The following is a 16038-nucleotide window of genomic DNA, read 5'->3' on the forward strand; positions in this document are numbered from 1 at the left end:
ATTGGACGGTTTCGACCACGTCGTCGACGTGGTCATCGTCGGGTCCGGCGGTGGCGGTATGACGGCCGCGCTGACGGCGCAGGCCTCCGGGCTTGACGCGCTGGTGATCGAAAAGTCCTCCCACTTCGGGGGTTCCACCGCCCTGTCCGGCGGCGGAATCTGGGTGCCCGGAGCTCCCGCCCAGCGGCGGGAGGGTTACGTGCCCTCGCCCGAGGCCGTCGTGGACTACCTCAAACAGATCACCGAGGGCCTGGTCAGCGAGGCGCGGCTGCGGCAATACGTCGAGACCGCACCACAAATGCTGCAATTCTTGGAGCACCTGTCCGGGTGGTTCGAATTCGTGTGGAAGCCCGGCTATGCCGATTACTACCCCGAGTTGCCCGGCGGCTCCGAACTGGGCAGCACCATCAACGTGCCGCCCATCGACCTGCGGAAGTTGGGCCCCGACGAGCAGAAGCTGTTGCAGCCCCTGGCGCTGGCCCCGAAGGGAATCTGGTTGGGCCCCAAGGAACTGCGCATGTTTTACCGGATCAGGCAGTCATGGGCCGGCAAAGGTGTGCTGCTGAAGTTGATTTCACGGATGGTCCGGGCCCGGGTGTTCGGCGAGCGGATGGCCGCGATCGGGCAGTCGCTGGCGGCCCGGCTCCGGTTGGCGCTGAGGGAACGCGGCATCCCGCTCTGGCTGGACTCGCCAATGGTGCAGCTGCTCACTGACGCCGACGGAGCGGTCACCGGTGCGGTGGTGGAACGAGAGGGCAAGTCGCAGCGGGTCGGCGCCCGCCTGGGCGTCATCCTGGCGTCCGGTGGCTTCGACCACGACCTCGCCTGGCGCAAGGAACTTTTGCCCGAGGTGGACCAAGACTGGAGCTTCGGCAATCCCGCGGCCATGGGCGACGGCATCCGCGCCGGCCAAAAGGTCGGCGCGGCAACGGACCTCCTCGACGAAGCCTGGTGGTTCCCGGCGATCCAGTGGCCGGATGGCCGCATGCAATTCATGCTCAACGAACGGATGATGCCGGCGCAGTTCATCGTCAACGGCGCGGGCAAGCGCTTCATCAACGAGGCGGCCCCCTACATGGACTTCGGTCACGCCATGATCGACGGCCAGAGGTCCGGCATCACCCACATCCCGTGTTGGTTGATCACCGACCACAGATCGTTCAATCGCTACGTCGTCGGGGGCCACCTGCCGATACCCAAGATCCCGGGGGCGCCGGTGCCCACCGGCCGGAAGATCCCGTCGGCCTGGCTGGAATCGGGTGTGGTCAAAGCGGCCATGACATGGGACGAGATGGCGGCGAAGATCGGCGTGCCCGCGGACCAGCTTGCCGAAACCGCCCGCCGCTTCAACGAACTCGCCCGCAAGGGACACGACGACGACTTCAACCGCGGCGACAGCGTGTATGACAACTACTACGGCGACCACACCCTGCCCAACCCGAACCTGTATCCGCTCGGCGATCCGCCGTACTACGCCTTCCGGATCGTCCTCGGAGACCTGGGGACCTCCGGCGGGCTGCTGACCGACGAGCACGCCCGCGTGCTGCGGGCCGATGGCACCGTGGTGCATGGACTCTACGCGGTGGGTAACACCTCCGCGCCGGTGATGGGCCGCAGCTACGCCGGTGCCGGGGCAACCATCGGCCCAGCCATGACCTTCGGCTATGTCGCGGCGAAACACGTTGCGGCCCAAGCGGCCAACCGAGCCATTAATACTCATAGGAGGTAAGGATGAAAATCTCACTGTTCTACGAATTCGCTCTGCCGCGGCCCTGGGCGCCCGACGACGAACACGTCATGCTGCAGGACTGTCTCAACGAGGTCGAGGCCGCCGACAAAGCGGGATTCTCCACCGTGTGGCTGACCGAGCACCATTTTCTCGAGGAGTACTGCCACTCGACGGCACCGGAGATCTTCTTGGCCGCGGCCAGCCAGCGGACCAAGAACATCCGGCTGGGATTCGGGATCATGCACCTGCCGCCGGTGGTCAATCACCCCGCCCGCGTGGCCGAACGCATCGCCACCCTCGACCTGCTGTCCAACGGTCGCGTCGAATTCGGGACCGGGGAATCATCGTCGGTCGGCGAACTCGGCGGATTCAACATCGACCCCGCCGACAAGCGGGCACAGTGGGAAGAGGCCCTCGAGGTTTCGATCCGCTGCATGATCGAAGAGCCGTTTACCGGCTTCAACGGCGAACACGTCCAGATGCCGGCGCGCAACGTCGTTCCCAAGCCGCTGCAAAAGCCGCATCCGCCGGTCTGGGTCGCCTGCACGCGACCCGCCAGCGTGCAGATGGCCGCCCAAAAGGCGATCGGGGCTTTGAGTTTCGCCTACACCGGGCCCGGCCCGCTGACCGAGCGGGTGAACGGCTACTACAAAGAGTTCGAGGAGAACGGTGTCCCGGTCACTCCCCGAATCAACCCGAACATCCTGGCCATCGGCGGTGACCTCTCGATGATGGTGGCCAAGACCGATGAGCAGGCGCTGCAGCGGCTCGGACAGGGCGGCGGTTTCTTCTCGTTCGGAATCATGCACTACTACATGACGGGAGTGCACACGCCGGGACGGACCGGGGTGTGGAAGCGCTATCTCGAAGAGGTGGAAAAGGATCCGACGCTGGCGTACGGGCCGGGCCGCGGTGCCATCGGATCTCCGGCCACGGTGCGCGAGTTCCTGCGCGGCTACGAAGAAAGCGGCGTCGACGAGATCATCTTGCTGCTCAACCCGCGCAGCCACGAGGGCACCATGGAATCCATCGAGCTGATGGGCAAAGAGGTGCTCCCCGAATTCATTGAGCGCGACGCCAAGGCGGTGGTGGAAAAGGCGAAGCGGCTCGAACCCGTCATCGAGAAGGTGGAGGCACGCCGGCCGAAATCGACCGCACCGCAATTCGACGAGGATTACTCGTTTGGTGGACTCCCGACTGGTCGTGGCGGTAAGTTCACCGCCAGCGAGATCCCCGAAGCCATGGCGGAGATCAACGAAGGCCGCGTCCAGGCCGCACAGCGCGCAAAGGAACAGCAGAAGTAGTGCCGGAAGGCATCTGAGTCGGAGGATTTCGGGGCGAGCCTTGCGAGACATCGACGAGCTGTGGCGCTACGACGGCCGCCGTGCGGTGGTCACCGGGTGTGCTTCCGGCATCGGCGAACACGTGGTCCGGCAGCTCGCCGAGCTTGGGGCCGAGGTCGTCGGGCTGGACAAGCGGCAACCCGACATCGCTATCGATGAGTTTCACGAAATCGACCTGGCCGATCAAACGTCGATCGAGTCGGCGGTGGCCGCGGTCACGGACCCAGTTGATGCGCTGTTCAATGTTGCGGGTGTGTCATCAGGGATCGGCGATCCGCGACGGGTCGTGACCATCAACTTCTTGGGGATGCGTCACATCACCGAGGCGCTGATCCCGAAGATGCCTGTGGGGTCGTCCATTGTGAGCGTGTCATCGCTTGCGGCGGCCGGATACCGGGAGCATCTGCGGGAGGTGGCGCCGCTGCTTCATACCGCGTCGATGCGGGAGGGCATCGACTGGTGCGCCGGGAATCCCGATGCGCTGGGCACCGGCTACCAGTTGTCCAAGGAAGCGATCATCCTGTACACCATGCGCGGCGCAACACCGCTGGGCGCGCGGGGAATCCGCATCAACTGCACCGGTCCCGGGGTCACCGAGACGCCGATCCTGGACCAGCTGCGCACGGCCTACGGGCAAGGCTTTCTCGACGACATTCCCAAACCGCTGGGTCGTGTTTCCGGTCCCGCCGAGCAAGCCTCGGTACTGCTCTTCCTGAATAGCAATGCCGCCAGCTATATTTCGGGCCAGGTGTTGTGGGTGGACGGCGGAAACGTGGGCGCCGCAATCGCCCGTGAACTCGAGGAAGGGCGGGCCGATGGCCGACTTGACTGATTTTCGGCGGGTCGCGCGAGACGTCTCCAATTGGGGGCGGTGGGGGAACGACGACGAGCTCGGCACGTTGAACTTCATTACCGCGGACAAGGTCGCCCAGGCGGCCGGCCTGGTCAGGCATGGCAAGGTGTTTCCGCTCGGCGTCGACTTCGGCGCCTCCGGTCCGCAAGGCGCCTTCGAGTTTCGGCATAACCCGGTGCACATCATGACCGTCGATGGCGGAGACGTGCACACGCTGGCCAAGTACGGGCCCAGCTGGCCACGTAATCCGTTGGCCCAGCAGTTGAGTAGCTACATGACGGCCGACAACCCGTTCCGCTTCAACGACGACATCATCATCATGCCGTTGCAGGCGGCAAGCCAATGGGATGCGCTGTCGCACGTCTACTACGACGATTACCTCTACAACGGCTTCGCGGCGGATTCGGTGACCAGTCTGGGCGCCTACCACTGTGGCATCGACAAGGTTGACGTCAAGGGCATCACCTCCCGGGGTGTGCTGCTGGACTTGGTTCGCCATCGCGGTGCCGAGGTCTTCCTCGAAGCGGGAAACCCGATTTCCCCGGAGGAACTCGACGACGTGGTCCGCGCGCAGGGCGTGACAATCGAGCCGGGCGACATTGTGGTGATCCGGACCGGCTGGTGGACAAGGTTTCTCATGACCGGAAACAAGACCGAAGGTTATTCCGGACTGGACTGGCGATGCGCCCAGTGGCTGCATGATCACCAGATCGCCGCCGTCGCCGCAGACAACCTTCAGGTCGAAGACCTCGTATCCGGGGTCGACGGGATAACTTTCCCGCTGCATCTGCTCTGCCTACGCGACATGGGGATGATCTTCGGCGAGTACTGGGATCTCGCGGCGCTCGCGGAGGATTGCGCCGCCGACGGCGTCTACGAGTTCCAGCTGGTCGCACCGCCCCTGCGGGTGGTCGGCGCGGTCGGCTCCCCGGTCAATCCCATCGCGATCAAGTGATGGACTTTCAGCGCAGAACCATGCTGGTGGACGGCCTGACCACCGGCTACCTGGAGGCCGGCGATGGCGATCCGGTGGTGCTGCTGCACGGCGGCGAGTTCGGCGCCAGCGCCGAACTCGGTTGGGAACGCACTATTCCCGCGCTGGCAGCACGCTATCGGGTGCTGGCCCCGGACATGCTCGGGTATGGAAGTTCGGCGAAGGTCATCGACTTCGTCGACGGCCGCGGCATGCGGATCCGCCATGTGGCGCGGTTGTGCGAATTGCTCGGCGTCGACTCGGCGCATTTCGTGGGTAATTCGATGGGAGCCATCAATCTGCTCACTGACGCCACGTCGGACACGCCGTTGCTCCCAGTCCGCAGTCTGGTGATCATTTGCGGCGGCGGAGAGATCCAGCAGAACGAGTATTTCGAGGCGCTGCAAAGCTTTGACGCGACGTTGCCGGCGATGCGCCGCATCGTCGAAGCGCTGTTCTTCGACTCCGGCTATCCCGATGACGACGACTACGTGCGGCGTCGCTATGAGTCGGGCACGGCGCCGGGGGCATGGGAGGCCGTCGCCGCGGCCAGATTCCGCCGGCCCGGCGCAACTTCGTCCGGGACGCCGTCGAGTGCGCGAGCCTACGAACGCATCGGCGTACCAACGCTTGTCGTCGAAGGGGGAGGTGACAAGCTCCTTCCGGCCGGCTGGGCCGCCGAGATCGCCAAGCAGATCGACGGGGCCCGCTCGGTCGTGGTCGACAAGGCCGGACATTGCCCCCAGATCGAGCAACCCTGGGTGGTCAACGAATTGCTGATGAATTTCCTGGGCGGGCTCTGACCGTCAGAAGACGTAGTCCAGGCGGGTCATCATTCCCGCGACCTGATGATAGGTGTTGTGGCAGTGCATCACCCAGGTTCCGGGATTGTCGGCAACCAGGAGGGCAACGAGCTTCTGCTTGGGCAGCACCATGACGGTGTCCTTGCGGGCGCCCGGGCTGCCGTCGGCCCTGAGCACCTGGAACGTGTGCCCGTGCAGATGAATGGGGTGATACATCATCGTTGTGTTGTCAAACGTGATGGTGGGGCGCCGGCCCTGCTGGATGTGCAGCGGATTGGTCTTGCCGTAGGGCTGTCCATTGATCGTCCAGTTGTACTGCATCATGTTGCCGCCCAGGACAACCGGAAGGTTGAGGTTGGGGTCGGGGCGACCCAGGTTCACCGGCGTTGTGGCGGTGAACATTTCGACGGTGCCCAACCGCTTGGTGAGTTCACCCGGCTGGAATTGCGGGTCGGGCGCGCTGCCCGCGGCCGTGGAGAGCAACGCGCGGGCCAGGCCGTTCTTGCCTTCGGCGACCGCGACCAGCGGGAAGACGCCGTCCGCGGCGGTCACCATGACGTCGTAACGTTCGGCCATGCCGATGAGCAGGGCGTCGACCTGGGCGGGCACCACTGGGTACCCATCGGTGTGAGTCACCGTCATCGCATGCCCGGCCAGTGCGACCCGGAACGTGGTGTCGGAGGCGGTGTTGATGAAGCGAATCCGTATGCGCTGTCCGGGCTTGGCGTTGAAGGTCACGGGGGAAGCGGGGATTCGGCCGTTGACCAGATAGTACGGGTACGCGATGTCTCCGGCGTCGCCGCCGAGCAGATCGCTGGTGCCGACACCTGCCGCTGCAGGTGCCGCTGCGGGGCTTGTCGAGGTTGTCGGGCTGGCCGACGTCGTTTCGGTCGTCGTCGTTTCGGTTGTCGTAGTAGGGGATGTCTCGGTCGTAGTCGGCGTTGTCGACGTGGTCGTTTCGGGCGTGCCCGGCGGTGGCTTGTTCGGGTTGCTCAGTTCGCCGTAGAGCTGCTTTGGGCTCTTCCCGACGCCATCGGTCCAATCATCAAGGACGACTATCCATTCGGCGTCGTAGTTGCCCTCGGTCGGGTCGTCGACGATGACCGGCAGGTAGAGCCCGGTGTCCTCGTCTAGCCCGGTGTGCGGATGTGCCCAGTAGGTACCCGAGTTCGGCACGGAGAACCGATAGGTGAAGTCGCGGCCGGCTGCGATGTCGGGTGTGGCCGGCTCGGCGCCGTCCATGTCGTTGCGCAGGGCGATGCCGTGCCAATGCACCGACGTCGGGTGATCGAGGCGGTTCGACACCGTCACCACGACCTCGTCGCCGATGCTGGCGCGGATCACCGGACCCGGGATGCTGTTGCCGAAGGCGAGTGTGCGGACTACCGGTCCACCCAGGTCGACGTCCACCGCCTGGGGCGTCAGCTTGGCGGTCACGGTGCGACCGCTATGCGGCCGGGCCGCCTCGGCTTCGGCGATCGCGGCGGCCATCCGGGCACTGCCCGACGCTTTGAGCTTCGATTGACTGCACGCCGTCAGCGCCAATCCACCGGCGATACCGGCGACCATGAAACCGCGTCTGGTGAGCTGGGTTCTGCCGACGGGGATTCCGCTTGTGGGCTGCACGGGCAATCGGTGCTCCTCGTCTTGGGGTCGTCCCAACATTCTCGTGCTTGGATGCTAGGCGGAGCGCAACCGCGAGCGCTAGACCCTCCGATCATCGCGTGGCGCACCGCACCGAATAGAGTGGATGCGTTCGTCAAAGTGAGTACGTGCGAACACATCTGGGAAATTGACGGCTAGACGGCCGCGCCGCCGCCATCGACATGCAGCGTGGAACCGGTGATGAAGCTGGCCCGGGGTGAACTGAGGAAGAGCACGGCCTCGGCGATCTCGGACGCGAACGCGGTGCGGCCGAGCGGCAGCGCCCGCCCGAGCTCTTCGTTCACGTCCCCCAAGCCGCGGCTACCCCGAGCGTGCGGGTGGGACCCGGTGCCACGCTGTTCACCCGCACCCCGGCCGCCCCGAACTCGGCGGCCCAGGTGCGGGTGAGCGACTCCAGCGCGGACTTGGAGGCGCTGTAGCCCGAGGCGCCGGGGATGCCTTTGAACGCGGCCATGGTGGTGACATTGACAATGCTGCCGCGACCGCGGTGCAGCATCCCCGGAATCAGGCCTGCGATCAGGAAGTAGGCGCCGCGGACATTGGTGTTGAACATCGTCTCGAACACCGACATGTCCTGGTCGACCGTCAACGCGGACGGGAAGCTGCCGGCGTTGTTGACGATGATGTCGACCTCGCCGCACTGCTGCACAAGCGAATTCACCGACTCGGCGTCGGCCATGTCGGCCTGAACGAACCGTGCGTTCGCACCGATGGCTTCGACCGCCTGATCACCCCTGGCCCGGTCGCGGCCCGAGATGATGACCGTGGCTCCTTCGCTTGCGAGCAGTCGCGCAGATTCCAGTCCGATGCCCGCCGTCCCACCGGTGATGACGGCGGTCTGATCCATCAGCTCCATCCGAGTCGACTTCCCGGACGCCTACTTGGCGTCGCTGGGCACCTGGGCGGCCAGCCAGTCGCCGAACTTAGTGGGGTAGAGGGTGACTTCCTCGCCCTCGACCGGAACGATCATCCGATCGTCGAGCACCGCGCCGTAGTACTCGGCATCCGGGTCGGTCACCACCTGGCGGGTGTCGCCGGTTGCGGCGAACCGAGTACGGATGAAGTCGTCCATGCCGCGCTTTTCCGGGCCGGCGATATTGACGAGCCCGGCCGGATCACCGATAGCCGCGCGGGTGACGGCGGTAGCGACATCGACGGCCGCAATCGGTTGGAACGCGCCATGCGGGGCGCGAACCGTATCCCCGTCGGCCATCGAATCGGCAATGCCCCCAACGAATTCGAAGAACTGCGTGGCCCGCACGATCGTGTACGGTGCGCCGGACTCCGTGATCAGCTTTTCCTGAGCGACCTTGGCCCGCATGTAGCCACTGGCAGCGGCCCGATCGGCTCCCACGATCGACAGCGCGACGTGGTGATGGACTCCGGCGGCACGCTCGGCCTCGAGCAGGTTGCGAGTCGAGGTCGTGAAGAAGTTCAAGACGTCGTCGTCGGCCCAGGACGGGGAGTTGGACACGTCCACCACCGTCTGAACCCCGGCGACAGCCTCGGACAGACCTTCGCCGGTGATGGTGTTGACCCCCGAGCTCGGCGAGGCCGGCACGGCCTCATGCCCCAGCTCGGTGAGCTGGGCGACCACCTGCGATCCGATGAGCCCACTACCGCCGATTACCAGAACCTTCATGATCACGCCTTTCCGAGTCTCCCGATCAACTGGCCCCTTCAGCATGGCCCCCGCGGGCCTCGGTCGGAACCCTGGAAAGTCCGTAGTCATATCCGACTCAGGGGGCCAGGTCGCAACCCCGGAGTTGTCTGCACCAAGACCTGGCTTTGGCCCGAGCGGGCGCTTGACACCAGCAGATTGAGCGCCGCGCATTCCGTACGCCGGCCACGCAGAGGTAGTGCCTGTTGAATTTTCACCCGTACCGCCGCTGGAAGAAGATTTGCTGTTCGACATTACCGAGGGCCCGGCGCCGGCATGGTGGTGAGCGCCTGGCATGCCGGGTATTAAATCAACTGCTTGACTTAACGCGGCATACGCCGATTAACTCTTGGTGTGGTTAACGAGTTGGACGGCAAGATCGCGATCGTCACTGGCGGGGCCTCGGGCATCGGTCGCGGTCTGGTGGAACGGTTTGTGGCCGAGGGCGCGCGAGTCGTCATCGCCGACGTCGAGACCGACCGAGGCGAGGCGCTGGCGAAATCGCTCGGTGCCAACGCAGTGTTCCGGCAGACGGATGTGGCCGACCCCGAACAGGTGGGAGCATTGGTAACCGGTGCCGTCGAAAGGTTCGGCGGCCTGCACGTCATGGTGAACAACGCCGGGATGTCCAGCCCATTACGCAAGTTGCTCGACGACGACCTCGCCGACTTTCACCGCGTGATGGGGGTCAACGTGCTCGGCGTGATGGCGGGCACCCGAGATGCCGCGCGGCACATGGCCGAACACGGTGGCGGATCGATCATCAATATCACCTCGATCGGCGGCATCCAGGCCGGCGGCGGCGTGATGATCTATCGCGCGTCCAAAGCGGCCGTCATTCAGTTCACCAAGTCCGCGGCAATTGAGCTGGCCTACCACGAGATTCGGGTGAATGCCATCGCGCCGGGCAGTATCCCTACCCCCATTTTGGGGAAGTCCGCGGCCGGCAGGGACCCCGAGCAGCTGAAGGAATTCGAGGCACGGATCCGCCAGCGCATGCGGGATGATCGCCCGCTCAAGCGCGAGGGCACCCCCGATGACGTCGCCGAGGCGGCGCTGTATTTCGCCACGGACCGGTCGCGTTATGTGACCGGGACCGTGCTGCCGGTGGACGGTGGCACCGTGGCGGGCAACGTGAGCACGTCCCGAAAGCGCGAGGGATGACGTCATCGAATGGCCCGCACGTGACCGTGCGGTCCCGGGCGGGCTCCAGCGTGACGATGCGGTCACCGTCGGCCCGCGCGTGGCGGCGGCCACCCATTAAATCAATCGCTTGACTTAAACCCCGGGCACGGGGTTGACTGATCCAATGACCATCGCCGGCCGGACCGTTCGCACCGATCGGGCCAGTTCCACCCAGGAGGCGATCCTGGCGGCCGCCGAGCGGCTGTACGCCGAGCACGGCATGTTCGCGGTGTCGAATCGCCAGGTCAGCGATGCCGCCGGTCAGGGCAACAACGCTGCGGTCGGTTACCATTTCGGCACCAAGGCCGACCTGGTGCGGGCGATCGAGCAGAAGCACCGCGGCCCCGTCGAGCAGCTGCGCGAACGGATGGTGACAGAGCTCCTCGACACGGGTGGTTCGACCGAGATGCGCAACTGGGTGGCCTGTTTGGTGCGCCCGCTCACCGATCACCTGGAGGAGCTCGGAAACCCGACCTGGTACGCGCGTTTCGCGGCTCAGGCGATGACCGACCCCGCCTACTACAACATCATCGTCAAGGGCGCGCTCAGCTCCCGGTCGCTGGTCCAGGTCGTCGAAGGCATCAACCGCTGCCTGCCCGAGCTACCGGCCGAGGTGCACTTCGAACGCAACATCATGGCCCGAAACCTGTTGATGCACACCTGCGCCGACCGTGAACGCGCGCTTGCCGCGGGCGCATCGACGTTTCATCGTTCATGGCGAGCCGCGGCATCGGGGCTCATCGACGCGATCGTGGGCCTGTGGCTGGCGCCCGTGACGGCGTACGAGTGAAGGGCTCGCAGATGAAAGTGACTGTAGACCAAGATGTTTGCGCTTCTTCGGGGAACTGCGTGATGAATGCGCCCGAAGTGTTCGACCAGCGCGATGACGACGGCGTCGTCGTCTTACTCAATCCGAATCCGACGTCCGAGCAAGCCGAAGGTGCGCGGCGCGCGGCGGCGGCCTGTCCCGCGCTTGCCATCCACATCGAGGAATGACATGTCAGACACATTGACCAGCACCGCGGCGGAGCAGACCTCCGATATCCCGGACTATCCGATGGCCAGGGAGCCGCGTTGCCCGTTCGCCCCACCGCCGGATGTCATGGCACTGGCCCAAGCCAGGCCGCTGTCCCGGGTCCGTATCTGGGACGGCAGCACCCCGTGGCTCATCACGGGCTACGAGCAAGTGCGCGAGCTGTTTTCGGATTCGCGAGTCAGCGTCGATGACCGCCAGCCCGGCTTCCCGCACTGGAACGAAGGCATGCTCTCGACGGTGCACAAGCGCCCCCGGTCGGTCTTCACCGCCGACGGTGAAGAGCACACCCGGTTCCGGCGCATGCTGTCGAAGCCCTTCACATTCAAGCGGGTTGAGGGTTTGCGCCCGACCATTCAGCGGATCACCGACGAGCACATCGACGCGATACTCGCCGGACCCCAGCCTGCCGACATCGTCACCGCGCTGGCGCTCCCGGTGCCGTCGCTGGTGATCAGCCAGCTGCTGGGGGTCCCCTACGAAGACGCCGACCTGTTCCAGCACCACGCCAACGTCGGCCTGGCGCGTTACGCCACCGGTGAAGACACCGTCAAAGGCGCGATGAGCCTGAACAAATACCTCGCCCAGCTGGTCGAGGCCAAGATGGAGAACCCGGCCGAGGACGCGGTTTCCGACCTCGCCGAGCGGGTCAAGGCCGGCGAGCTCAGCGTCAAGGAGGCCGCCCAGCTCGGCACCGGCCTGCTGATCGCCGGACACGAGACCACCTCCAACATGATCGGCCTCGGCGTGCTCGCCCTGCTGGAAAATCCCGACCAGCTGGCCGTCATCCGCGATGCCGAAGATCCGAAGGTCGTCGCCAGTGCGGTCGAGGAACTGCTGCGCTACCTCAGTATCATCCAGAACGGTCAGCGCCGCGTCGCGCTCGAAGATATCCACATCGCCGGCGAGACGATCCGTGCCGGCGAGGGCATCATCATCGATCTGGCTCCGGCCAACTGGGATCCGGACGCATTCGCCGAACCGGACCGGCTGTACCTGCACCGCTCCGGCGCCGACCGCAACGTCGCATTCGGCTACGGCCGACATCAGTGCGTGGGGCAGCAGCTGGCCCGGGCCGAGCTGCAGATCGTCTTCCACACCCTGGCCCGGCGCATTCCCACGCTGCAACTTGCCATTCCGATCGAGGAGGTTCCGTTCAAGGATGACCGACTCGCCTACGGCGTCTACGAACTGCCGGTGACCTGGTAGCCCAGCCCGCTACTTATCAAAAATGCGGATCCGAATGGAGGGTCAATGATGACGACTCGCACAAGCACGCTCTACCCGCCCGGAGGTTACGGCGCTCCGAAGGATCGGCGTGGCCACGCCGCGGGCAGCGATGTCGGCCTGCCGCAGGGAACCGTGGTCTTCTCGGCGGACAACCACATCTCGTTGGCGGATGACATTTTCTACCAACGCTTTCCCGACGATCTGAAGGACAAGGCGCCGCGGATCTGGTACGAGGACGGCGCCTACCAAGTCGGCCGCAAGGGACAGTCATTCTTGCCGGGCGACTTCAGTGCCGTGCTGATGCAGTACGACGACCTGCCCGGCGCCGCCAGCACCAACATCGAGGCCCGGATTCAAGAGCTGCACGATGACGGCGTCGAAAAGGAATTGGCGTTTCCCAACGCGATCTTGGCGCTCTTCCACTACCCGGACAAGAAACTTCGCGAACTCGCTTTCCGCATCTACAACGAATACATCGCCGATCTACAGGAGCGTTCCAACGGCCGCTTCTACGGCGCGGGCCTGATCAACTGGTGGGAGCCCGAAGGCGCCAAACGAACGCTGGCTGAATTGAAGTCGCTGGGACTCAAGACCTTCCTGCTGCCCCTGAACCCGGGCAAGGATGACGACGGCAACGTGATCGACTACGGCAGCACCGCGATGAAGCCGGTCTGGGACGAGATCGAAGACGCCGGCCTTCCGGTGACCCACCACATCGGCGAGACCCCGCCGAAAACCCCGTGTCAGTACAACAGCGTGGTGGTCGGCATGATGATCAATATCGACGGCTTCCGCGAGCAGTTCGCCAAATACCTCTTCACCGGGATCCTCGATGATCATCCCGGGCTGCGGATCGGCTGGTTCGAAGGTGGGATCGCCTGGGTGCCTTGGGCTTTGCAAGATGCCGAGCACTTGGTTGCATCGTACCAGCACATGTTCAACCGCCCGCTGCAGCACGATGTGCGTTACTACTGGGACACCCACATGAGCGCCTCGTTCATGGTCGACCCGCTGGGTCTGCAGCTGATCGACCAGATCGGGGTGGACAAGGTGATGTGGTCCAGCGACTATCCGCATAACGAAAGCACCTACGGATATTCCGAGAAGTCGCTCAAGGCCGTGGTCGACGCCGTTGGGCCGGAAAACGCGGTGAAAGTCGTCAGCGGCAACGTCACGAAGTTCCTGGGGCTGTAGTGACGACCCTTGCGCAACTGGACACCGGCAGCGGCAATGGACTGGTGATTCCAGAACAAGCCGACTTGGCCCGCCTGCGCCGCGAGACGGGGGCCCGGCTGCGTTCGGCCATGACCGAACGTGGTGTCGACGCGATGATCCTGCTGGGCAACAACGCGGTGACGTATGCGACCGGCGCCAGTTGGCCACTGGGCGACGCCGGCCTGTCCTACGTCGAGCGTCCGGTGGCGGTGGTGCTCGCCGACGACACGTCGCCGCACCTGTACCTGCCGTTCCGGGAGGGAGCGTCGCAGGAATCGGACTTGCCTGCCGATCATCTGCACGGGCCGGTGTATCTCGAATTCGACGAGGGAGTACGGCATTTCGCACGTCAGCTGGCCGGCCTCATTCCGGCCAACGCGGTAGTCGCGGTCGACGAGTTGACCGGCGCCATGTCGCGCGCCGCGAAGCTGCTGTTCCCCGGTGGCCCACCCGTTGACGCCGCGGCCATCGTCAGCGCCGCGAAGTCGGTCAAAACGCCGGATGAATTGTCCTGCATGCGCACGGCCATCCAGATCACCGACGAGGCGATGGTCGACGTCCAGAAGAGCCTGGCCCCCGGAATCCGCCAGATGGATTTGTCGGCAAGCTTTTTGCGCCGCGCCTTCGAGCTGGGCGCCACCGCCAGCATGCTCGAACCGATCTGGCAGGTGATGCCGCCGAGCAAAGCCGAGGGCGTATGGACCACGCACGGCGACCTGGCGCTGCCACTGCTGACCACCGAACGCGAGCTTGCCGAAGGTAACGTGCTGTGGACCGACGTCAGCATCACCTATCAGGGCTACTGCTCGGACTTCGGGCGCACCTGGATCGTTGGGCGGGATCCGTCGCCGCGTCAGCAGGCGCAGTTCGACAAGTGGTTCGAGATCATGAGCGCGGTGCTCGGTGTTGCCAAGGCCGGTGCCACCGCGGCGGATCTGGGACGGGCCGCGATCAAGGCCAATGGCGGCATCAAACCGTGGCTTCCGCACTTCTACCTGGGCCATGGCATTGGCGTCAACGCCGCCGAAATGCCGATGATCGGAACAGATCTCGGCCAGGACTTCGACGAGAATTTCGTCCTCCAGTCTGGGATGGTGCTGGTTCTGGAACCCGTCGTGTGGGAGGACGGGACCGGCGGTTATCGCAGCGAAGAGGTCCTGGTGATTACCGAGGAAGGCTGGATTCGTTTGACCAACTACCCCTATGACCCCTATGGCTCCCATGTCGGTTGAAGTTTGCCCTGACGAGCGCACGCTGCGCTTGGGGCGCCGCCAGCGGGCGCTGGAGCAGATGGCGGCGCACGATCTCGACATCCTGGTCCTCGGCCGGCAAGCCAATGTCCGTTACGTGACCGGGGCGCCGCAACTGTGGGTGGCCGGCACCCGGCCGTTCGGCCCGACCTGCGTGCTGGTTCGTGAGACCGGTGCGGTGCACCTCCTCAGCACCTGGGACGAGGGCGTTCCCGAAGACATCCCCCACGAGAACCTCTACGGCATCTCGTGGAACCCGATGAACACGATGGCGGCGCTACAGCGCATCGACGGCGCGGCGACCGCCCGGCGGGTCGGAACCGATGCGCTCTCACCGGTTTTCGCGCAGCTCCTGCCGACCGCGTTTCCGAACGCGCAACTGGTGGACGGCGAGCTGGCCATGCGCGCCGCCCGCCGCATCAAGACGGACGAGGAGATCGCCGCGCTGCGAGCGTCCATCGCGGTGGCCGAGTCCGCGCTGGCGGCCGCGGTGTCGGAGTTGCGGCCGGGGGTGACCGAACAGGCACTGGCCGGCGTCTTGTTGGAGGCCTCCGCGGCCGGGGGTGTGAGCACCCCGTCGAATCAAGATGTCGCGTGGGTGACCTCGCGCAAGCACCCCTGGCAGCGCGCCAACCGCGAAGGCCGTATCGCGGACGGTGATCTGGTGGCATTCTCCGCCGGGGTGCTAGCGGGAGGCTATATCGGCGAAGTGGGGCGGACCTGGCCCGCCGACATCCGGCAAGCGCCCAACGGCGCCGCGGCGCTGCAGGGCCGTTGGGCGCGCCTGTGGGACAACCTGATCGGCGCGTGCCGCCCCGGGGCGGGCGCGGTAGAACTGCTAACCGCCTACCGGGCGGCGGGCGAGCCCGAGCCGCCGATGCCGGTGGCCCGCGGCCTGGGCATGGGGTTCGACCCCCCTGTCGTCTCCCCGCACCTGCCCGAGACCGCGGCCGACGAGCGGTTGGAGCCCGGCATGGTGCTGGCCGTGACGGGATACGTGTGGCAAGAAGGAGTCGGCGCGGTCTTCGGGCGAGAAGCGGTCCTGATCACCGCGCAGGGTCCCGAAGTGCTTACCGCGAGCCCGTTCTGGCAGCCCTAG

Annotated in this window: 14 protein-coding genes and 1 pseudogene; 12 read left to right on the top strand and 3 right to left on the bottom strand. The window is 65.4% G+C overall.

Annotated features, from left to right (window positions below; genetic code table 11):
- Position 1: 1 nt before the first annotated feature.
- From G6N50_RS24845 to G6N50_RS24865, 5 genes are read left to right on the top strand one after another with little or no spacing between them, the layout of a single operon-like run.
- Positions 2–1729 (top strand): FAD-binding protein, encoded by a 1728-nt coding sequence (locus tag G6N50_RS24845; protein ID WP_083093979.1) that lies wholly within the window; start codon positions 2–4, stop codon positions 1727–1729.
- Positions 1730–1731: 2 nt separating this feature from the next.
- On the top strand, positions 1732–3033 hold the full coding sequence (locus tag G6N50_RS24850) for an LLM class flavin-dependent oxidoreductase (RefSeq protein WP_083093806.1): 1302 nt from the start codon (positions 1732–1734) through the stop codon (positions 3031–3033).
- A gap of 40 nt (positions 3034–3073) precedes the next feature.
- A complete protein-coding gene (locus G6N50_RS24855; RefSeq protein ID WP_083093804.1) occupies positions 3074–3904 on the top strand; it encodes a coniferyl-alcohol dehydrogenase in 831 nt (276 codons plus the stop codon).
- Positions 3888–4880, top strand: a complete 993-nt coding sequence (locus G6N50_RS24860) for a cyclase family protein (protein WP_083093801.1) — start codon at positions 3888–3890, stop codon at positions 4878–4880. The genes G6N50_RS24855 and G6N50_RS24860 overlap by 17 nt, the downstream gene beginning before the upstream one ends.
- A complete protein-coding gene (locus G6N50_RS24865; RefSeq protein WP_083093799.1) occupies positions 4880–5701 on the top strand; it encodes an alpha/beta fold hydrolase in 822 nt (273 codons plus the stop codon). The genes G6N50_RS24860 and G6N50_RS24865 overlap by 1 nt, the downstream gene beginning before the upstream one ends.
- A 3-nt stretch (positions 5702–5704) precedes the next feature.
- Here the strand turns inward: G6N50_RS24865 and G6N50_RS24870 are convergent, their stop codons facing one another.
- The 3 genes and pseudogenes from G6N50_RS24870 to G6N50_RS24880 all read right to left on the bottom strand — a co-directional run bounded on the left by G6N50_RS24870 (position 5705) and on the right by G6N50_RS24880 (position 9008).
- Positions 5705–7333, bottom strand: a complete 1629-nt coding sequence (locus tag G6N50_RS24870) for a multicopper oxidase family protein (protein ID WP_142275462.1) — start codon at positions 7331–7333, stop codon at positions 5705–5707.
- A 167-nt stretch (positions 7334–7500) separates the two neighbouring features.
- Positions 7501–8222: pseudogene (locus tag G6N50_RS24875) on the bottom strand (SDR family NAD(P)-dependent oxidoreductase).
- 21 nt (positions 8223–8243) lie between these two features.
- Entirely contained in the window at positions 8244–9008 is a 765-nt protein-coding gene (locus tag G6N50_RS24880) for an SDR family oxidoreductase (RefSeq protein WP_083093978.1), read from the bottom strand.
- Positions 9009–9380: 372 nt separating this feature from the next.
- Here G6N50_RS24880 and G6N50_RS24885 point away from each other — a divergent pair, with 372 nt between their 5' ends.
- From G6N50_RS24885 to G6N50_RS24915, 7 genes are all read left to right on the top strand, one after another.
- Positions 9381–10190, top strand: a complete 810-nt coding sequence (locus G6N50_RS24885) for an SDR family NAD(P)-dependent oxidoreductase (RefSeq protein WP_083093796.1) — start codon at positions 9381–9383, stop codon at positions 10188–10190.
- Positions 10191–10335: 145 nt separating this feature from the next.
- A complete protein-coding gene (locus G6N50_RS24890; protein ID WP_083093794.1) occupies positions 10336–11001 on the top strand; it encodes a TetR/AcrR family transcriptional regulator in 666 nt (221 codons plus the stop codon).
- A gap of 11 nt (positions 11002–11012) precedes the next feature.
- On the top strand, positions 11013–11207 hold the full coding sequence (locus G6N50_RS24895) for a ferredoxin (RefSeq protein WP_067736072.1): 195 nt from the start codon (positions 11013–11015) through the stop codon (positions 11205–11207).
- Position 11208: 1 nt separating this feature from the next.
- The gene (locus G6N50_RS24900) at positions 11209–12453 is read left to right on the top strand and encodes a cytochrome P450 (RefSeq protein ID WP_083093792.1); all 1245 of its coding nucleotides are present in this window, start codon (positions 11209–11211) and stop codon (positions 12451–12453) included.
- 153 nt (positions 12454–12606) lie between these two features.
- Positions 12607–13668: an amidohydrolase family protein gene (locus tag G6N50_RS24905; protein ID WP_179970189.1), complete on the top strand. Its 1062-nt coding sequence runs from the start codon at positions 12607–12609 to the stop codon at positions 13666–13668.
- On the top strand, positions 13668–14921 hold the full coding sequence (locus G6N50_RS24910) for a M24 family metallopeptidase (RefSeq protein ID WP_083093791.1): 1254 nt from the start codon (positions 13668–13670) through the stop codon (positions 14919–14921). Before G6N50_RS24905 ends, G6N50_RS24910 begins: the two co-directional genes overlap by 1 nt.
- Positions 14911–16038, top strand: a complete 1128-nt coding sequence (locus G6N50_RS24915; protein ID WP_083093789.1) for a M24 family metallopeptidase — start codon at positions 14911–14913, stop codon at positions 16036–16038. The genes G6N50_RS24910 and G6N50_RS24915 overlap by 11 nt, the downstream gene beginning before the upstream one ends.

It is taken from the genome of Mycobacterium mantenii (genome assembly GCF_010731775.1).
GTDB lineage: Bacteria > Actinomycetota > Actinomycetes > Mycobacteriales > Mycobacteriaceae > Mycobacterium > Mycobacterium mantenii.